Annotated in this window: 14 protein-coding genes; 3 read left to right on the top strand and 11 right to left on the bottom strand. The window is 67.1% G+C overall.

Annotated elements, in window-relative coordinates; genetic code table 11:
• Nucleotides 1-61: 61 nt before the first annotated feature.
• Together ACMZ91_RS20190 and ACMZ91_RS20185 are read left to right on the top strand one after the other, a co-directional pair.
• Complete coding sequence (locus tag ACMZ91_RS20190; protein ID WP_005408048.1) at nt 62-1,378, top strand: NCS2 family permease; 1,317 nt, start codon at nt 62-64, stop codon at nt 1,376-1,378.
• Between the two features lie 114 nt (nt 1,379-1,492).
• On the top strand, nt 1,493-2,497 hold the full coding sequence (locus ACMZ91_RS20185) for a DUF4434 domain-containing protein (protein ID WP_177179499.1): 1,005 nt from the start codon (nt 1,493-1,495) through the stop codon (nt 2,495-2,497).
• On the opposite strand, the gene ACMZ91_RS20180 is transcribed toward ACMZ91_RS20185, so the two are convergent.
• From ACMZ91_RS20180 to ACMZ91_RS20145, 8 genes are all read right to left on the bottom strand, one after another.
• On the bottom strand, nt 2,491-5,325 hold the full coding sequence (locus ACMZ91_RS20180) for an NfrA family protein (protein ID WP_049462845.1): 2,835 nt from the start codon (nt 5,323-5,325) through the stop codon (nt 2,491-2,493). The two genes, ACMZ91_RS20185 and ACMZ91_RS20180, sit on opposite strands and share 7 nt — an antisense overlap.
• Complete coding sequence (locus ACMZ91_RS20175) at nt 5,322-7,469, bottom strand: glycosyl transferase family protein (protein ID WP_049462844.1); 2,148 nt, start codon at nt 7,467-7,469, stop codon at nt 5,322-5,324. Before ACMZ91_RS20175 ends, ACMZ91_RS20180 begins: the two co-directional genes overlap by 4 nt.
• A 6-nt stretch (nt 7,470-7,475) precedes the next feature.
• Nucleotides 7,476-9,677 carry a membrane protein gene (locus tag ACMZ91_RS20170; protein ID WP_049462843.1) on the bottom strand — a complete coding sequence of 734 codons (2,202 nt, stop codon included), beginning with the start codon at nt 9,675-9,677 and terminating at the stop codon, nt 7,476-7,478.
• Nucleotides 9,674-10,858 (bottom strand): non-hydrolyzing UDP-N-acetylglucosamine 2-epimerase, encoded by a 1,185-nt coding sequence (gene wecB, locus ACMZ91_RS20165; RefSeq protein ID WP_049462842.1) that lies wholly within the window; start codon nt 10,856-10,858, stop codon nt 9,674-9,676. The genes ACMZ91_RS20170 and wecB overlap by 4 nt, the downstream gene beginning before the upstream one ends.
• Before the next feature lie 266 nt (nt 10,859-11,124).
• Entirely contained in the window at nt 11,125-12,159 is a 1,035-nt protein-coding gene (locus ACMZ91_RS20160) for a fimbrial protein (RefSeq protein ID WP_049462841.1), read from the bottom strand.
• Entirely contained in the window at nt 12,150-14,714 is a 2,565-nt protein-coding gene (locus ACMZ91_RS20155; RefSeq protein WP_049462840.1) for a fimbria/pilus outer membrane usher protein, read from the bottom strand. Before ACMZ91_RS20155 ends, ACMZ91_RS20160 begins: the two co-directional genes overlap by 10 nt.
• 92 nt (nt 14,715-14,806) lie before the next feature.
• Nucleotides 14,807-15,535: a fimbrial biogenesis chaperone gene (locus ACMZ91_RS20150; protein WP_032128056.1), complete on the bottom strand. Its 729-nt coding sequence runs from the start codon at nt 15,533-15,535 to the stop codon at nt 14,807-14,809.
• A gap of 85 nt (nt 15,536-15,620) precedes the next feature.
• Entirely contained in the window at nt 15,621-16,160 is a 540-nt protein-coding gene (locus ACMZ91_RS20145; protein ID WP_049462839.1) for a fimbrial protein, read from the bottom strand.
• 459 nt (nt 16,161-16,619) lie between these two features.
• Between ACMZ91_RS20145 and ACMZ91_RS20140 the strand changes: the two genes are divergently transcribed.
• Entirely contained in the window at nt 16,620-16,985 is a 366-nt protein-coding gene (locus ACMZ91_RS20140; RefSeq protein ID WP_014645902.1) for a fimbrial protein, read from the top strand.
• A 10-nt stretch (nt 16,986-16,995) separates the two neighbouring features.
• Here ACMZ91_RS20140 and pncB read toward each other — a convergent pair whose 3' ends face one another.
• The 3 genes from pncB to ACMZ91_RS20125 form a co-directional block, all read right to left on the bottom strand.
• Nucleotides 16,996-18,174 (bottom strand): nicotinate phosphoribosyltransferase, encoded by a 1,179-nt coding sequence (pncB, locus tag ACMZ91_RS20135; protein ID WP_010482009.1) that lies wholly within the window; start codon nt 18,172-18,174, stop codon nt 16,996-16,998.
• A 108-nt stretch (nt 18,175-18,282) separates the two neighbouring features.
• Nucleotides 18,283-19,122, bottom strand: coding sequence for a glycosyltransferase family 2 protein (locus ACMZ91_RS20130; RefSeq protein WP_049462838.1), 840 nt, complete (start codon nt 19,120-19,122; stop codon nt 18,283-18,285).
• Entirely contained in the window at nt 19,119-19,973 is an 855-nt protein-coding gene (locus ACMZ91_RS20125) for a glycosyltransferase family 2 protein (RefSeq protein ID WP_049462837.1), read from the bottom strand. The genes ACMZ91_RS20130 and ACMZ91_RS20125 overlap by 4 nt, the downstream gene beginning before the upstream one ends.
• Nucleotides 19,974-20,182: the final 209 nt, after the last annotated feature.

The raw sequence follows: 20,182 nt of genomic DNA, 5'->3' as shown, positions 1-20,182 counted from the left end.
GCGCGGCCTTTCTCCTTCTGTGGGTCGCCCGCTTGCTGGCGACACCTTCGCGAGAAGCCCCATGTCCCTGTTCGAGCGCCTGTTCCAGCTGCAGCAGCACGGCACCACCGTGCGCACCGAGCTGCTGGCCGGTGTCACCACCTTCCTGACGATGTCCTACATCGTCTTCGTCAATCCCGAGATCCTTGGCACCACCGGCATGGATGCGGGCGCGGTGTTCGTGGCCACCTGCCTGGCTGCTGCACTGGGTTCGGCGGTGATGGCGCTGGCCGCCAACTTCCCGGTCGGCATGGCGCCCGGCATGGGCCTGAACGCGTTCTTCGCCTTCACCGTGGTCGGCGCTGCCGGCCTGCCGTGGCAGCAGGCACTGGGCGCGGTGTTCATCTCCGGCCTGGTGTTCCTGGTGCTGTCGCTGACCGGTGTGCGTGCATGGCTGGTGTCGGGCATTCCTTCGTCGCTGCGCTCGGCCATCGTGGCCGGCATCGGCCTGTTCCTGGCGATCATCGCGCTGCAGAAGTCCGGCGTGATCGTCGGCAATGAAGACACGCTGGTGGCGCTGGGCCCGTTGAACACGGCGCCGCCGCTGCTGGCGCTGGCCGGCTTTCTGCTGATCGCGGTACTGGAAGCGCGCCGCATCCGTGGCGCGATCCTGATCGGCATCCTGGCCGTGACCGGCGCTGGTTGGGCATTGGGCGACGTGCAGTACCAGGGTCTGGTCTCGCTGCCGCCGAGCCTGGCACCCACCTTCCTGCAGCTGGACCTGCCGGGCCTGCTGCACCATGACGGCGGTGCGCCGATCGCGGTGCTGCTGCAGGTGGTGCTGGTGTTCGTGCTGGTGGAAGTGTTCGATGCCACCGGCACGCTGTACGGCGTGGTCGGTCGCGCCGGCCTGCTGAAACTTCCAGGCGCGCAGAAGCGCTTCGGCCGTGCGCTGCTGGCCGACAGCACCGCGATCGTGGCCGGCTCGATGCTCGGTACCAGCAGTACCACCGCGTTTGCCGAAAGCGCCTCGGGCGTGCAGGTAGGTGGCCGTACCGGCCTGACAGCACTGGTGGTATCGGCACTGTTCCTGGCCGCGCTGCTGTTCTCGCCGCTGGCGGCGATGGTGCCCAGCTATGCCACCGCACCGGCGTTGCTGTTCGTGGCCGGGCTGATGCTGCGTGAGCTGGTGGAAGTGGACTGGAGCGACCTGACCGAATCGGTGCCGGCGGCACTGTGTGCGCTGGCGATGCCGTTCACCTACTCCATCGCCAATGGCCTGGCGTTCGGCTTCATCGCCTATGCCGCGCTGAAGGCCGGTACCGGCCGCTGGCGCGAAGTGCATCCGGCGGTGTGGCTGGTGGCGGTGCTGTTCACCCTGCGCTACGCGTTGGAATAAGCGGTAGGTGATGCCGGCCAGCGGCCGGCACTACCGGAGCACGCTTCGGCCAGCGGCCGGCGCTACCGGGCGCTGGTTCACCTGCCGCGCACGGTGCTTTGGGATGATGCGGGCATGCCACCGCCAGTCCTTCCTGCTGATCCGTCCTCGCCGTTGCGCCGCCGGCTGCTGCGTGCGGCAGTGCTGGCGCCATTGGCCGGTACGCTCGCCACCCTGCCCGGCTGCTCGCTGCCGGTGCAGGTGGATGGCACCTTCCTGCAGCCCTGGCGCAGCCACCTGCAGTGGGGCCTGGCCGACTGGCAGCGATCCTTGAAGCTTGCACGTACGCTGGGCTGCAGGCAGCTGGTGCTGCAATGGACCGGCATCGTCGGTGGCAGTGACGGCGACTGGTCATTGCCCGACGGCAGCCTGCAGCAGCTGTTCACCGCTGCCAGCGAGAACGACATCCGCATCCGCGTCGGCCTGCCCTTCCAGCAGCGCTGGTGGCAGGCCATCGGCGCAGACGACGCAACGCTGCAGGCCTTCCTGGCCGAGAGCCTGGCGCACGCACGCAGCTGGTTGGCACAGGCACCCTGGGCGCAGCAGCCGGCCTTCGGGGGCTGGTACCTGCCCTACGAGCTGGAGCAGTACCACTGGGCCGATCCGGCCCGCCAGCAATGGCTGGCGCAGTGGCTGCACGGGCTGGTGCAGGCCGCCAGCGCACGCGGTGGCGACTGCGCGATGTCCTGCTACTTCAGCCGCCTGCAGACCGATGGCAACTTGGTCACGCTGTGGCAGGCGGTGTTGGCACAGACCGCGCTGCGGCCAATGGTGCAGGACGGCGTGGGGGTGGCCGGCGCCGGCAACGTGCAGCAGCTGCAACCGCTGCTCGATCATCTCCATGCCAACGGCATCGGTTTCGATGCGATCGTTGAACTGTTCCGCGAACTGCCCGGCGGCCCCGCCGACGGCAGCGGATTCAAGGGCGAAACGGCCGATGCCGCACGCATCCAGCGGCAGTTGGCATGGGCACGCGACAGCGGCGCACAGCACGTGCTGGTCTATGCATTGGAGCCATGGCTGACCCAGGACACACCGCAGGCCGCAGCGCTGCGGCGACGCTGGGGCCTTCCTCAGTAGTAGAGGATGGCGGTGGCGAACAGGCCCTTGGCACGCTGCGTATCACCACCGCCGATCGCGATGCGGTACTGCACGGTCAGGTCCAGGTAGGAACGCGGCGTGTTGTAGTGGTCCTCCCGGAACCAGTAACGCACGCCCACGCCTGGCCCTGCGCCAAGTGACCAGCTGCGCTGCGTATCGTTGAGCGCGAACGACTGCGCCGGGAACGGCGGATAACGGATGTCACGCACGCGCGAGCGCTGGTCCAGCCAATCGGCGCCAACCACGACATAGGGTGTCACCACCCAGTGCGTCTGCCCGGCACCGAAACGGAAGCTGCGCCCGGCACGCAGTTCACCGGCAGCGAACCACTGTTCGCGATGCAGGCGGCCATTGGCCTCGCCAAGGCGCCGCACCGGCGTGCCGTTGGCATCGAGCGCGTCGAGGGTGAAGGTGGCACCGTTGTCGTCCCAGGTATATCCCCCCTGCGCATAGCCACTGACCATCCACCACTGGTTCACATCGGTGCGCAGATCAGTGCCGTGGTAATAGCCGTAGGTCAGGTAGGACATCCATCCACCGGAACCGCTGGCCAAGCGGTAGCGCGCCAGCGTGCTGGCTTCCAGTGGCCGGTTCAGGGCCAGCTGCAGGCGGCACTGCACCGCTGCCGATGCGGGGTAGACCTCGCCCTGGCGGGTGGCACTGCCCAGGAACTGGCGGCGCTCGATGCCGGCGCTCAAACCGGTCTGGCCAAAGGCGTAGCGCAGGCCGAAAGAGGCGATGGTGGACGGCCAGCCGGTGGTCGAGCGCGAATGACTGAGGCGCTCGGCGCGTGCACGCGCATCCGGCGTTGATTCGCCGGTGCACGGATCCACCGCACGGATCGATTCATAGGTGCCGCCTTCGTCGTACAGCGTATTGAGCAGGCGTGCGTAGAGCTCCAGCGTGCCATGCTGGTCATTGAACGCTGGTGGCCGCCAGAACGCCTCCAGCGTGCTGAACACCGAATCGCCCGGCGTGCTGATCGCCGCACCGCCGACATTGGTTGCGGCCTGGCGCGCACCCCGGAAACCCGCCGAGGCGACCACGCCCCACTCGCGTGAATAGTTGGCGATGGCATTGCGCACGTTGTAGCGCTGATGCTCATCCAGCGGCAGCTCACCGACGTCGGCGCGATCAATGGCGCTACGCAGCAGCGTCACCGCCTGTGGATGATCGCCGTTGGCCGCACTCGCGTACGCCTGGTCCAGCACCACGCTCTTCGGCGCCTTGCCGGTGGCCTCGGCGGCACGGAAGTCGGCCAGTGCCTGTGCCGGATCCCTGGCCTTCTGGTTGAGGTAGCCGCGCTGCATCAGTGCTCCTGCGTCATCAGGGTGCTGTGCCAGCGCCGTATCCAGCCGCCGCCGCGCTTCGTCCTGCTGGGCACGGTTGCCCGCTGCCAGCGTGGTGGTCAGCAGGCCTTGCAGGTTCGCGTCGTCCGGTGCGTGCTGCACGGCCTGCCGTGCCTCATCGATGGCGTCAGCGTAGTCCCGCCGCGCATAGGCAGCGTAGGCGCGCTGTGCGGCACCGCCATCCCCCTGCAGGTCGGCCGGCATCAGCTCGCAGACATTGCCTGTGTCGCCGGACTGGCAGTGCTGGACCGGTGCCGGGTAGGCCTCGGCGCTGATGCGGGGAAGCGCGCGACTGGAGCGAATCGCCTTGGCGCGCTGCTCGATGCCCTGCTGCAACAGCAGCTGTGCCCGTGCGTCTCTCTCATCTGCTGGCACTGGCGCCTGCAACGGTGCCAGCAGTGCAGCCGCACGCACCCGATCGCCGGCAGCCAGTGCCGCATCCACCGCGAGCAGGCGCACGTTGCGCTGCTGCGCGGTTGATCCCGGCGTGGCAAGCGCGGCGTCGAAATCTTCATTGGCCCGCAACGTGCTGCCCTGGCGCTGGCGCAGGTAACCGCGCATGACCCGTGCATTGAGGTCGTTGGCATCTACCTGCAATGCCTGATCAGCACTGTGCTCAGCGTCGGCCAGCTGATCGCCCTGCAGCTGCGCGGTGATCAATAGCAGCCGGTATGAAGCCACGTCGGGGGCCAGTTCCACGGCAGCGTGTGCCTGCTCAATGGCGGCGGCATCCTCGCCTGCGGACAGCGATTGATAGGCCTGCTGGGCCTGCAGCAGGGCGCGTTGGCGACCCAGTGCCACGCGGCGCGCGCGCAGTTCCTCGACGTTGGGTGCCCCCAGCTGCAGCGCGGTGCCGATGGCGGCGTCGGCCTGTTCGGGCTGTTGCTGTGCCTCCAGTGCCGCCACCCACAGCAGGGCCCATGCGCTCTGTTTCGGCTGCTGCCGGAACGCCTGCTCGGCCTTGCTGGCCGCCTCTCCCATCCGCCCGGCGTCATAGGCCGCGTACGCCTCGGTGGCCAGCGCGTAGGCCTGCTGCCTGCTGCGGTCTGCGGCGCTGCCGACCGGACGCGATGGGGATGTCGTGCGCGCACCTTCGCCTCCGGTTGCCGCGCTACGTGCAGCGGTGGCAGCCGCCAGCGCCGGCAAGGCGGGATCCTTCAACCCCGCATCCAGCGCACGCCGCGCCTGCTGCTGCGCTTCTGCGCCACGCCCGAGCTTCTGCAGCGCATAGATCTGCAGCAGGCGCAGCCGCACCACATCCGGGCGCAGCCGGATCGCTTCAGTGGACTGCTGGTACGCCGCTCGGTAGTCACCACGCTCATAGGCGGCAAACGCCTGTTCGGCGATACGGTAGGCAGCTCCAGACAATGGCAGCTGCGCATCGGCCTGGGCCTGTACCGATACGCTGGCCGTGGCCAACGCGACGGCAATGACGGTGGACAGCAGCGTGGTCTTCATGCCGGCAAGGCTCCGGGAGGCGGTGACTGCAGCGCGGCCGCACGTCGACGCTGCTCCTGCATGGCCTGGGCCACGGCCTCCTCGGTGGTGATGCCCTGCTTGACCAGGTAATCGCCGATGCGGCCGTCGCGCTGCGGCATGTAGTCATCCAGTGCGATCTCGAAGCGCGCGTGGTCGATCAGGCGCATCTCCACCAGCAGGTCGCCCAGCAGCGGCACGTTGTCCAGGTGCCACTGCCGGTCGCCACCGATCAGGCGCAGGCCCGCGTTGATTTCGCTTTCGCGGGCGATGCTCTGTTCGACGTGCTCACTGCGGGTTTCCTGCTTCAGCAGTGCCAACGCCTCTTCGGGCAATGGGCTGGCCACGGCCAGCCGCAGGGTGCCTTGCTGGCGCGGTGGCAGCGGCAGCATGCGCCATTGCACACATGCATCGGCACTGACCGGGAACTGGCAGGCGCGCAGGTAGTCCACGTCGATGACCGCGCGTGGCAGGTCGCCCTGGAAGGCGATCGCCTCGGCCAGCGTTTCATCATCCAGCCAGCCCTGGGTGAGCAGGATGCGACCCAGCGGCTGCTGGCGCCCTGCCTGCTGCTGATCCAGCGCCTGCTGCAGGCGTTCGGGTTCCACCGCCTGCCAGGTGGTCAACAGCTCACCGAGCTGCTTGCGGGTCTGCACCAGCTGCGCCGCATCCGGGAAGTCGTGCATGGTCTTGTCCCAGACCATGCGCTTGCCGAACAGCAGGTAGGCCAGGAACACCTTCCACGCGCGTGCGGTGGCCATGAAATTGATCATGTTGCCGACCACCATGCGCGGGATCGACATCAGCGCGTGTTCCCAGCCATACAGCCGGTTGACGAAGTAGAAGCGCTGCACGACGCGGGTCGCCAGCGCCGCCGTGGTCAGCAGCGCCACGTTCATCTGCCAGGTACCGGCCTGGAACACGCTGGGAAACTGCATCGTCCACAGCCCGGTCATTTTCAGCAGCCAGAACAGCAGCAGCTGCAGGAAGATGAGGTAGGCGATGATGCTGACGAACGAGGTGATGATGCCCTTGCGGTCGCGCGCCAGCAGGTACTTGGTGGCCAGCGAGCCGCGCCAGCCCAGCGACTCCCAGCTCTGCAGCCCGATGCCCAGCACCCACCGCGCCTTCTGCCGGTACGACGCGCGGAAGTTGTCGGGGAAGTACTCGCGCACGCACAGCGCCATCTGCTGGGTGCGCTCGCGCACCGGTCCCCAACCGAACCAGGACGGGCGGCGCACGCGGAACTGCACCGGGAAGCGCGCGAAGATCGACTGCATGCCCATCGCCGCCAGCCGCGCACCGACGTCGTAGTCCTCGGTGAGGCTGTCGGTGTTGAAGGGCTGGTTGTCGGTCTGCGCGCTCAGCGCCAGCAGCGCGCGCCGCGAGAAGCAGGTACCGACGCCCGCCGACGGCACCATGCCGGAAACACTTTCGCGCACCACCAGATCCTTGGCATGCCATTCGGCGAACTCGTCCATGTAGACGCCGGCCACCAGTTCGTACCACTCGCGGTCCAGCGAGGTGACCGGCAACTGGATCATGTCCTTGCGCGGCAGCAGGTAGTTGTAGAAGCGCAGTTCCATCGGGTGCAGCACGTCCTCGCTGTCGTGCAGGATCACCCCGGCGAACTCGATGTCGTGGCGTTTCTCGTAATCGAAGATGGCCAGGATCAGCCAGTTCAGGCAGTCGGCCTTGCTGGTCGGCCCGTCATGCGGCACTTCCACGCGGCGCAGGCGCTTGTAGCGGCGGCGCATGCGCTCCACTTCGTCGATGGTCTGCTGGTCGTTGGGATAGGTGCCGACGAACACCACGTACTCGCGGTAGTCGAGCACGTTGATCATGTTCTCCACCATCTGCGCGATGACGTCGTAATCCATCCACGCCGGCACCATGATCGCCAGCGGCTGTTGCGGCCGCTGCAGCAGGTCTTCCTGGCTCAGTGGCCGGTACGCCGCGCGACGCTTGATGGTGAGCGCCCGCCAGCTCTCGCGCACCCAGTACCAGACATCGATGAACAGGTCATCGAGGCTGGAGATCAGGATCAGCACGGCCACCGCCGCCGCCGTGGTTTCCAGGGCAGCGTAGTAGTTGGCCAGCTGGATGTTCCAGAACAGACCGTCCACGGTGGATCAGTGCCCTGTGTTGGCGGACTTGCGGCGGCGCACCTGGGTGACGCGGGCGGCCAGCAGCGCGAACACGATCACGCCGACCAGCAGCAGCAACCAGATCATGTGCCGTTCCCACTTCGATTGCGGATTGCCATCCTGGGCAACGCGACTCCCGTAAGGATCCTGGCGGTCGAACTCGCGCACGGCATCACTGCCGTCGAGCACGGCGAGATCACCGCGCAGCAGCCGGAACGGTGCGCCGAATGACGGTGCCTGTGCGCCCAGGTCGCTGTACAGCACGCCGAGCTGGCCGCCGGAGGTGCCGACCTGCACCACCGCGGCGCGGTCCAGGCCGCTGACATCCAGCAGCGGCTGCGGCTTCCCGCCGATCAGCAGATGACCGTCCTTCAGGCCGGCCACATCGACACCCGATGGCGCCACACCGAATGCCAGCCACGGTACGCCCGGGCTGACCGCCGCACCGGCATCGACCACCTTCAGTTCCGACGCCTCCGGCGAGGCACCCACTGCACTGGCCACCGCAATCACCTTGCGCAGCGATGCCGGTGCATCCTGCAGCCACGTGGCCGGCACGAACACCTGGTTGCCGCGCGACAGCTGACTGCTGGCGCCGACGAAATCACTGCCCAGCGACCGCTTGGCCAGGGTCAGGTGGCTGCTGGGCAGGATCGAGACCGGATAGGCGGTGGCCGGATCGTGGCAATAAGGTCGTGCCGGCTGGCGCAGGAAGCTGACGCGGATCTCGTTGCGCGCCGACAGCGCGTAGGCCGGCACCTTGGCCACCAGCCGTTGCGGCTGGCCATTGGCCGACAGCACCTTGCCGCCCAGCAGGTAATCGTTGAAATGGATCGTGGCCACCGCGCCCTGCCCGGCGGCGTTGGGCGCCGCCGAGACATCGATCACCACTTCCTCGGGCAGGCGCCCATCGGCCGACAGCACGCCGAGGTCGAAGGTGGCACTGCGGTCCGCGCGGGTGACCACATCCATCGTGCCGGCGATGTTGCCGAGCCGGCTCAGCAGCACCTGGTCTCCGTCCAGCTTCGGTGTTCCCGCCGCGCTGACCTGCAGGCTGCGGCCCAACGCGTAGCTGCGCCACTGTTCGGCGAACAACCCGGCGACCTTGCCCGCCGCCGCCGGGTCGACCACCAGCGTCGGACGGCCAGCAACGGCGACCACGCTGACCGATGCGTTGGCCGTGGGCTTTTCCAGGCCACCCATATCGGTACCGCGCCACGCGGCGAAGGCAGCGCCCGCATCGGCACCCGTAGCCGCAACCTGTACGGCCAGCGCGTCCAGTGCCGCGCGTACGCCGGCCCGCAGCGCATCACTGCCGATCATCACGTCAGCGGCCAAGGGCCCGCTGTCACGCAGCGACAGCAGCGCGCCAACTTCGGCCAGATCCTTGATCACATGCGCACGCTCGCCCGTCGCCAGCGCAGCGTAGGCCGGCACGCCCTGCAGGCTGGCCGGGATGCTGATGCCGGTCAGGTCGACACTGTCACCGACCTTGGGTAGCGCCACCACCTGCACCTGCTTGCCACCGCCCTGCAACGCGGTACCGACGCGCCAGGCGGCGTCGTAGGCGGGCGCCTGCAGCGCCTTGCCATCCACCAGCAGGCGCACCTGCGGTGGCAGCGCGCCCCAGGCCTTGGCCACGGTGTCCACGGCCCGGCCATCGAAGCGGTAGCTGAAACGCGAGTCCGGCGACAGCCGCAACACGTTGGCCGGCGCGCTCTGGTCGGCACATTGGTAGTCGGAGACGATCGACCACCAGCCGACGCCGACCCGCACGAAGCCGTTCTGGCGAGGTTCGCCATCGATGGCCAGCAGCTGGCTGGCGTCGCCCTGCGCGTCGGTAATCGAGCGCGCGGCGATCGGATCGCCATCGACCGACCACAGGCCCGAGGTGCGCCCGGCGTGACCGCGCACATAACGCCCATCCAGCTGCAGCTGCGCATCGCGGGTGGCGACGCCGGCCGGCACCGGCAGGTAGACCTCGCGCTGGCTCTCCTGCCCGCTCAGCACCAGCGGTTGGCGGAAACCAAGTTCGCGCAGGGTCATCTGCCGGTTCACCGTGCTGTCGCCGCTCCATTCGGCGAACTGGCCGGCGACGTTGTCGGCGGCATGGGCAGTGCCGACCACGCCCGACAGGACGAACGCGGCGGCGGAAACAAACAGGGCAGAGCGGCCGGTCTGGGTCATGGCGTCACTTCATGCGGATGGGGGTGGGCGGCACCGCCGCTGCGGAGACCGGGCGAGAATTCGGGAAGCGGCGTGCCGCGCAGGGCAGCGACGATGCGGGCGCTGGCGCGGCCGTCCCCGTAGGGGCTGGCATCAGGATCGAAGCGGGTCGGCTGCGGTGGCTGGGCCAGTGCCGCATTGACCCCCTCGACGATGCGCGAGGGCGTGGTGCCGACCAGCGTCACCACTCCGGCCTCGACCGCCTCCGGGCGTTCGGTGACGTCGCGCATGACCAGCACTGGCTTGGCCAGCGCAGGCGCTTCTTCCTGCACGCCACCGGAGTCGGTGAGGATGACGTCCGCACGCTGCATCAGGCGCACGAAGCGCAGGTAATCCTGCGGTGGCACCAGGTGCACGTTGTCGAGATGGCCGAGGTGGGCGTTGACCGGTCCCTGCACGTTCGGGTTGAGGTGCACCGGGTACAGCACCTGCAGGTCCGGCCGCCGCGCCAGCTCAGCCAGCGCACGGCAGATGTCCTCGAAGCCCTGGCCGAAGCTCTCGCGGCGATGGCCGGTGACCAGCAGCAGGCGACGATCGGGGTCAAGCATGTGGAAGGGTTCGTCAGCCCGCGCACGCAGCGCCGGGTCGGCATCCAGCCGCTCTACGGTCTGCTGCAGGGCATCGATGACGGTATTGCCGGTGACCAGGATCTGCCCGCCCAGGTGTTCACCGGCCAGGTTGGCGCGCGAGCTGGGCGTGGGCGCGTACAGCTGGTGGCCGACCACATCGATCACCCGCCGGTTCATTTCCTCCGGCCACGGCCGGTTGATGTCGCCGGTGCGCAGGCCGGCCTCGACGTGACCGATCGGAATGCGGTGGTGGAACGCGGCCAGTGCGGCGGTCATCGCCGTGGTGGTATCGCCGTGCACCAGTACCCGGTCCGGGCGAACCTGCGTGTAGAGCGCGTCAAGCCGTTCGAACAGCTTGGAACACAGGCCATTGAGGGTCTGGTTAGGCACCATGACATCGAGGTCATGGTCGGCGGTGATCGCGAACAGCGACATCACCTGGTCCAGCATCGCCCGGTGCTGGCCGGTGATGCAGACCACCGATTCGATGTCCGCAGCCTCCGCCAAGGCCCTTACCAGCGGCCCCATCTTGATCGCTTCCGGTCGCGTGCCGAACACCGACAGGACCTTCATCGCAGCGCTCCGAAAGGCCGGCGCGAGGGAATGCCAGGAGCTGTAGCCACGTCTGGATCCTTTCGGCGTTCCCGTCCAACACCCGCAGGCAGGAGACGGTCACCTCATGAGGAAACTCCAAAATCGCGACGTACATCACATTCGAATGATGGTACGCGCGTCGTGGCATTGATCTTCATCGTTGGAAGATCAAGACGCAGTCAACGCCGCCCGTGGAACGGGCGACGTTGCGGTGGAACGCAGCAGTGGCGCGGCCTGCGGCCGCCTTACTCGTACTGGATGGTGAAGGTGGCCTGGCCGTTTGCGACACCTGCACCCACAGTGCCGGCCTGGGTCTGCACATAGCGGGCACGCAGCGGCAGCGCCATGACACTGGTACCCGGCACGGTGGTACCGACGTTGACGGTCTGGCCGAAACGCACTTCGCGCTCGGTGCTGCCATCACGCTGGACCATCTGGATGCCGATGCGGGTGGCACTGTTGGTGGCCGCGCTGAGCTTCAGCACGCCCGGCATGTTCGAGCTGTCCTGGTCGGCGTCGAGGCGGATGCCGATCTTGCTCTGGTAGGCAGCAACGTTGCTGCCCTGGCAGTTCAGGCGGATCTCGAAATCGCGATCTACAGCCTTGGAACCGACACCGGTGAACGTGGTGTTGGGCACGCTGCCGAAATCGACGGCAATGTTGCGACTGCCCGCCTGCACTTCGCAGGTCGGGCTGACCACGGTGGTGCCCGAGCCCTTGAAGGTGGAGGTCAACACCGGGCGACGGCTGCCATCACCATCAAAATAGTATGTAGTGAAACGACCGTTCGGCGCGATCACGCCGGAACCGGTCTGCGCGGCTGTCTTGATCAGCTGGATACGGAATCGACCGCCATTGAGATTGATCCTCGCCCCACCGTTGAATGGAATGCTGTGCGGATAGTAGGCCTGGATCGCCCCTGAATCGCGGAATAGCTTGATGCCAACGCCAGGGACATCGGTTTCATAGGTATTGGCAAAACCGGGCACCGGGCGCTGCTGCGCCGCGTTGACATACTCGCCGCGCGAGTAGCCGCCACTCCAATCACAGCTGGCCACGCTATCACGCTGAGTGATCGATTCACTGATCTCCTTGATCACGCCGCCGACCGGCGTGCTGGGCAGGATCACGATCTGGCCCATGTCCATGGTGACGTCCTGTGCGGTGAACCACGAAGAGTTCAGGCTGCACGCGGCGCTGGCTTGCTGGGCCAGCAGCACGCCGCCCAGCAATGCAAGGGCACTCAGCGCCTTGCGGCCACGGGAAGAAATCATCGGCATGCTGCCTCCAGCGGGATGAAGCCGGTCTTGGACGCATCGGCGCCCGCCGGAACCTGGTAATCGACCGTGCAGCGCTGGTCGGCGCCGGCGCCCCACTCCACCAGCAGGCTGCCCTGGTTCTTGTCACTGCGCACGTACAGGCGGCCGCCCTGGCTGACCATGCCCACCGGCTGGCCCTGCTCGTCCTTGACCTGCGCACCGAACGGCATGGTGCGGCCATCGGTGTTGCGCACCTGGATCAGCAGCGCGTTGCCCTTGCGGGTATCGAAGCGCAGGTAGCTGATGGCACCGGCGAACGGCGCGATCGACTGGCTGGTGCTTTCCAGCTCGACGTCGTGAGCCATGCCCTGCGGGTCGAGGGTGACGGTGTTGAGGCGGTACGGCGACACGTACGGGACCACCGCGTAGCCGCGGCCGTCGACGCGCAGGCCCGGGGCGTTGCTGACGATCGCATCGCGCGCGCCCGGTGCTTCGACCAGCACCATGGTGTCGCCACGCTGCGGGGTGAAGGTGAAACCGCCCGGATGCACGACCACGCTGCCATTGGCACCCACCGACGCCTGGCGGAAGTCACGCGAGTGGCTGTAGCTGGCGTTCAATGCGGAATAACGGCTGCGGTATTCGACGTTGCCGATCGCGGTGGTGCTGCCCTCGCGGGAATCGGACAGGGCCGCGCCATAGCTGAAGTTGTTGTCGACACCGGCCGAACCGGTGATGCCAACGCGGCTGTTGTCGTAGCCCCCGCGGTCGCGCACGCCAAGATCAGCACTGAATGACACAGGGTGGGTACCACGGCCCAGCGGCACACTCATCGACAGCAGGTACTGGGTATCCGAGCGACCGAGTACGCCCTCTTCGGTGCGCAGCGCCGAGAAACCGTAGTTCACCGAACGCCAGGCGTTGTTGTAGCCGACCTGGTACTGCTTGGAGGTGCCGGAACGGTCGTAGAAGTCACGCACCGAACCGGTCACGTACAGCGCGCCGCCACGACGGCCCAGCGGCTGGTTCAGCGTTACCTGGAACTGGCTGCGCTGACGGCCACGTGTGGTCGGATCGATGCCGCGCTTGTCCGAATCACGGCCATACAGCGCGTCCTGCAGGCTGTAGAAGCCTTCGGTCGAATAGCGGTAGGCGGCCAGGGTCAGATTGGTCCCGGTCTCGCCGATCATGTTGCTGTAGCTCAAGCGCACGCTGGCACCGGTGTGGTTGCCGTAGTGGTCGAACGTCGTACGTGCATGGGTGACGTCGGCGGCGAACGCGCCAACCGGCGTGGACAGGCCGACGCCGTACAGCAGCGACAGGTAGCCGTCGCTCAGTGCACTGCCGCCATACAGCGTCAGCTGGTTGCCGATACCGCGCTGGTAGGTGCCCTGCACCAGCCACGGCTCATCGGCCAGCAGCTTGTTGCGCACCTGGCCGGCGGTCAGCGAGTAACGCGACACGCCTTCGCGCAGCATCTGCGGCACCGAACCGAACGGCACCTTGAATTCGCGGCGGCGGCCATCGGCCTCGATCACGCTCACTTCCAGGTCGCCGCCGTAGCCGGTCGGGTACAGGTCGTCGATGACGAAGCTGCCCGGCGACACGGTGGAGGAGTAGATCAGCTGCTCGTTCTGGCGCACTTCGATGCGTGCGTTGGTCTCGGCGATGCCGCGCACGACCGGCGCGTAACCGCGCAGCGAATCGGGCAGCATGCGGTCGTCGCTGGCCAGGCTGGCACCGCGGTAACCGATCGAGTCGAACAGTTCACCGGTGGTGTAGGCCTCACCGATGGTAAGCATGCCGCGCACCTGCGGGATGCCGCGCTGCGCATAGGTGGCGATGCTCTGCCAATGGCGGCCATCGCCCTCGGACCAGGTCAGGTTCGAATCGTGGCGGAACTGCCAGCCACCCAGGTTCATGCCGGCGTTGAGGCCGAGGTAGGCACTGCGGTTGCGCTGGCCACCTTCGACACGGCTGTCGCTGTCGATGGCATTGAAGCTGTAGCCGACGAAGCCGGCATTGATGCCGCGGTCCCACAGCGCCGGGTTGACGTAGCCGCGTGCCTCACGACGCAGGAACACCTGCGGGATGCTCAGGTCGTAGCGCAGGTTGCCGCTGTCATAGACACCATAGGCATTGGCCATGCGCTGCTGAACCGGCACGCAGCTGGTCTTGTCGGTCGGCACGGACGGATCCTGCTGCAGCAGCACGGCTTCGCTGTCCACGCCCATTTCTTCCAGCATCGGCAGCGGCAGGCAGGCGTCGACACGGCCCTGCGCATCGGCCTTGAACTGCAGATCGCGACGGCCCTGCCAGGCACCGTTGACGTAGACGTCGACACGGTAGTTGCCGGCCACCATCGGGTTGCCGTTGCTGAAGGCCGCCAGATCGACCTGCTTGGCCTGGCCAGACAGGAAGCTGGAGTTGAACTGGGCCGATTCCGGTGCACGCGCATTGGCCGCACCACTCTGCGCCATCAGCGCCTGTTCGCCGAGATTGGCCGGGGCAGCCAGCGCCCATCCTGGGCAGGCCACGCCAGCAACCAACAGGCAAAGCGCCTGATGGATCGACAATGTCAATCTGTTTCCGATCACACTGACATTCCTTCAATTCGCCGCACAGCGGCGGTGGCGGGATGCGCAGGCCCAAGGCCGGCGCGGCGCGTTCAGCCCCCGGTGCTGCCGAGGCGGATGGTGTGTTCCACCCGGCCGCCGTAGTCGTTGATGGTGATGAAGCGGACCTGGTCGGTGCCCGCCGGTGCGGCGAACTCCAGGCTCTGCTTGGGCGCGACCATCGCGCCCTTGTCCTCGACGGCCTTTTCACTGCTGCCGGTCACGGCATGTACTTCGGCCAGAGTGACGTGGAAGGGGCTCGGGTTTTCCACCCGCAGACGGTCGCCCGTGCGGGTCCAGCGCAGCGCTGCGGGCGCGTCGTTGGCGACGCCCTTCAGGCCCTGCGGCCGGTAGAAAAGCTTCAGGCGCGAACGGAACGCGACCTGCAGGTAATTCTGTTCGCCGCTGTCGGCGTTGTCCGGGGACGGCGGAACATCCAGCACATTGAGCCAGAACACCGACTCACGGTCGGTCGGCAGCTGCGCGCCGGAGAAGATCAGTCGCAGCGCCTGGCTGCGGCCCGGCTCGACGCGCGCGATCGGCGGCGTCAGCACGAACGGGGCATCGCTGGTATCAGCGGTCTGGTTGGCGTCGCCGCTGTCGATCCAGGCCTGCACCAGCGCCGGCGAATCGCCCACGTTGTCGACCTGCACGGTGACTTCGCGCGCCTGCGCCGGATAGATCACTCGCGTGCCATTGACCACCACGCCGGCCAGAGCGTTCTGGCAGAAGGGCAGCGTGAACGCTGCCAGCAGCAGCGCCCGGGGAAAGAATGCTTTCATCGGAAGTACTACGCTCGAGGTATGTGGCCAGGGGCCGCGATGCACTGGCCGGCGCGTACGCCGGCCAGCGCGGGTACGACTACGATCAGTTGTAGATGATCGTGTACTTGACGCTGCTGGTGACGTCGCCCGGGGTGGCGGCGTTAGTGGCGTAGTACTCAGCGTAATAGTTCAGATTGGCCGAGCCGTCGGTGCCGACGGTGACCCACTGCGAGTTCTCCTGGGCCAGACCGAGGCCAGCCGCCTTGATCGGCAGGAACGTGTTGTTCGAGCCCAGCAGCTGCAGCTGCACGTTGGTGGCAGCGTTGGCCGAAGCCTGATTGACCAGGCGGCCGCTGTTGAAGTCAACAGTGGAACCCGGCTCGAAGTAGGTGGCGACGTTGCCGGCGCTGCACTTGCTCAGGTTGATGGCGAACGGGGTACGGCCCGCAACGGCACCGGCGGTGGCCAGGGTGTTCTTGGACACGGTCGGCAGGTTGACGGCGAAGTCCTTGCCGCCCGGGGTCGAGATGGTGCAGGTCTTGTCGGTCACCTTGCCGTTGAAGGTGATGGTGCCGTCGGCGGCGTTGGCGGCCAGCGGAGCGGCGGCCAGCATCAGAGCGGCGATGATATTGATCTTGTGCATTCGCTTTTACCTAACCCTACTGAAGAGATGAGAAGTAGAGGAGGAAGCAAGGAGCACTGCCGGGCTATCAAGACCCATCCTTGCGTCTCACCTGTGGCCGGACTCGGACATACCTTCCCCTGAATCCGTGACGCAAGTATAGGCACAACTGTGATGAAAGTCTCATTATTTTTCTGAACGCCAATTCATTGACGCCTCAAATGTGACGTGGTAGGCGGAATGAGAGCCCGGCGGGCGTAGGGGATTTGACGGCAAGGCGATCAGGTCACAAACGACCCTGCATGACGCTTCCCGTGGCGCGTTCGGCATGCGCGAAAACAGGCTTTTTTCAGGTGGAAATCGCCTTATTTGATGCGCATCACTCTTTCTTGGTGATGGCCCTAGCAGATTCGGATTTGTCCTATTAAAGACGGATCGAACCTGTCGCTAACTAGGACACACCGAACCAGAGAACGTGTCATGAGGAACTCCATTCTGCTGTGTGTGGCCCTGATGTCCGTCAGTGCGCTGGCCCAGGCCAGCAGCGGCAGCATCCGTTTCAGCGGCCGTATCGCCGAGCCGGGCTGCACGACGAACCTGTCCCAGGGTGAGCTGAGCCTGGCCGCCTGCCCGCCCTCGGCCAAGGGCTCGACGGTGGCCGTGACGGCGCTGGCCGATGGCCAGGCCGCGACGCTGCGCGACGGCAAGCGCCAGGGCCAGAAGCTGTCGGTGTCGGCCAGCGCGATGCGCGCCGGCGATATCGCCTTCTCCGAGCGTTACAGCGTGCAGGCTTCGAAGCAGCAGCCGCTGCAGGGCGCCTACCTGGTGGTGGTCGACTACCTGTAAGCCGGCGTGTTTACGCCGGCGGCAGCTCGAAGACCTGGCGCAGATAGGCCAGGTAGCCCGGGTCGTCGCACATGCTCTTGCCCGGCGAATCGCTGAGCTTGGCCACCGGCTGGCCGTTGCAGCGGACCATCTTGATGACGATGTTGAGCGGCGTTGGCCCCAGATCATTGGTCAGGTGGGTGCCGACGCCGAAGGCGACCTGGCAGCGACCACGGAAGTAGTCGTACAGGCGCATCACCTTGGCGATGTCGAGCCCATCGCTGAACACCAGCACCTTGCTGCGTGCATCCACCCGGCGCTGCTGGAAGTGCGCCAGCATGCGGTCGCCCCAGTCGAACGGATCGCCGGAGTCATGGCGGACGCCGTCGAACAGCTTGCAGAAGTACATGTCGAAGTCGCGCAGGAACGCATCCAGGCCGACCACGTCGGACAGCGCGATGCCGAGGTCGCCGCGATACTCGCGTGCCCACGACTCCAGTGCCGCCACCTGCGAATCGCGCAGGCGCGGGCCCAGCGCCTGGAACGCCTGCAGGTACTCATGGGCCATGGTGCCGTGCGGGGTCATGCCGTACAGGCGGGCGAAATGCACGTTGCTGGTGCCGACCAGCTGCGGCCCGAGGGCGTCGCGCAGCAACGGCAGCAGGCGGGCATGCCAGTCGCGCGAGTAGCGGCGGCGGCTGCCGTAGTCGGCGATGCGGCACTGCTCGAAGCCGGGGGTATCACGCAGCAGCGCGGCCTTGGCCTGCAGGCGGCGCTCGCCCTCGGCGAAGTCGGCGGTGGTGGTGTTGCGGAACCAGACTTCGTTGATGATCGCCAGCAGCGGCACTTCGAACAGAATGGTGTGCAGCCAGGGCCCGGTGATGTCCAGTTCGATCTCGCCGGGCACGGTCTTCGACGCGCGCAGCTGGATGTACTTGCGGTCGAGGTGGAACAGGCCGAGGAAATCGGCGAAGTCCGGCTTCACGAAGCGCAGGCCACGCATGTAGTCCAGCTCCGCGTCGCTGAAACGCAGGCTGCACAGGTGGTCGATCTCTTCGTCGATCTGGTCGATGTAATGGGCCAGGTCGATGCCGGGCGTGCGGCACTTGAACCGGTACTGCACCTGGGCGCCGGGGTGCTGGTGGAGCACCGCCTGCATCATGGTGAACTTGTACAGGTCGGTGTCGAGCAGGGACTGGATGATAGGCATGGGGCGGATTATGCGCCCGGCAGGGTGAACCGGGGTGCCTGCGGCCACACTCAGCTCACGGGAAACAACATTGGTAGATCCACGCCATGCGTGGATGCTCTTGCGGCGCTACAGCGCCTTGCGCAGCAGCTTCGGCACCAGCATCAGCGCGTGCGCCCAGATCGCGCCCCACACCGCTACCCGCACCGGCAGCGAACGCTGCCTGGCCTCGAACTTCTGGAAATAGCGCCACAGGCCCTTGTGCTTGTGCCATTCAACGAAGAACGGCCGCGAGCGGCTGGAGACGCCACGAACGTGGGTGACCTGCAGGTCATTGGCGATCGCCACCACTGCTCCGGCTTCGCGTGCACGCCGGCACAGGTCCAGGTCTTCGGCATGCAGACGATAGCCGGCGTCCCAACCTCCGATGCAGTTGAACAATGCACGCGGCATCATCAGCAGCGCACCGGACAGCGCCGGCACCCGCTGCAGCGCCTGCTGCGGGTCACGCGGCACCGCCAGCTTCGAGCCCTTGCCCGGCGAGCGCAGCATCATCAGGAAATCCGGGTCGCGGCGGCGCACGGCTTCGTCGGCATGGCCCTGCTCGTCCACCTGCTCGACACCGAGCAGGCAGTCGCCCAGTCCTTCCGCGCGGCTGCGCAGTGCGGCCAACGTCTCCGGTTCAACCATCAGGTCCGGGTTGATGAAGGCCAGCCATGGACTGTGCGAATCGGCCACGCCCTGGTTGTTGGCGGCGGCAAAGCCGGGATTGTCCGGATTGCCGACGAGACGCACGCGCGGGTCGTGGCTGGCATGGCGCTGCACGATATCCAGCGTGCCATCCATCGAGCCATTGTCGATCACCCGGATCTCGGCCACGTCCTGCGCCTGGCGCAGACGCGAGAGGCAGGCGTCGATGGTGCTGCCGCTCTGGTAGGTGACGACGATGGCGGCAATGGCAACATTCAAGCAGGAGGCTCCGGCGCGGAAGACGAGACGAACAGGTCACCCTGTTCCTTCGGCATTATCGCCTGCCGCATGCGCTGCTGCAGATCGGCACGCAGGCCATGCAGCGGATCGTGCATGAGGAAGTCAGCCAACCGTGGCACCCACCCCGGCCAGCGCGCGGCCAGGGCCTCGAGATCGCCATCACGGCTGACCGCCTCCCCTTCCCGGCTGACGAAGGCGGTCTCGCACAGCACGTTGCGCCATCCCAGGCCAGCCATGCGCAGGCTCAGGTCCACCAGTGCCGCGTTCCAGCCGGCGTAGCTGTCCACGTCCAGGCCGCCGGCGCGGCGACGCGCGTTGCCGCGCACCAGTACCGCGTGGGTGACCGCCGAGGGCAGCTCCGGATGCAGCACCGGCAGCGTGGCACAGGTGTGTGCCAGCAGCGCCGGGTCCTCCGGTTCCGGATTGATCTCGCCCAGCCGCGGCCATGCAGCGGTTTCGCCGGCATTGCACCACGGGGTTGCGGTGGCGATGGCGGCGTCGCGGGCGAAGGCATCCTGCAGCTGCTGCAGCCAGCCCGGCGCGGGCACGCTGTCCGGCGCCAGCACCGCCACGTCCATGCCCTCGCAGGCGCGCAGCATCTCATCCAGATGGGCGACCTCGCCCAACGGCCGCGCGCGGCGGGTGTATTCGGCCTGCAACGGCGTATGCGCCAACCAATGCTCCACCACCGCCTGCGCACGCGGGCCGGTCTGCGCGTCATCGGCCAGCCAGACCGCGGTTCCCGGCGCGGTGCCGGCATCCAGCGCGGCCAGGCAGCGGTCGAGCGCGGCATCGTCCACGCACAGCGGCAACAACACGATCGCCCCCATCCCGCCTCCGTGGTTGTCGGTAGCCACAGCCTAGCACTGGGAGGGTATCGGCCGGGTTGCACCCGGCGCCTGCAGAGGCCAGAGCCAGAGCCGAAGCAACAGCCGGAGCAAAAGCTGGGTTCCTGGGGGATGGCGGGGTGGGTCCGGTTGCGGGGGCCGCTGCAAGTCCCCCTCCGGGGCCCGGCCCAGCCGCTGGCGGCTGTGCGTTC

It is taken from the genome of Stenotrophomonas sp. FR024 (assembly GCF_047500745.2).
Classification (GTDB): Bacteria; Pseudomonadota; Gammaproteobacteria; order Xanthomonadales; family Xanthomonadaceae; genus Stenotrophomonas; species Stenotrophomonas maltophilia_A.
The sequence above is the reverse complement of the archived record's forward strand: the minus strand, read 5'-3'. Positions and strand labels throughout refer to the sequence as shown.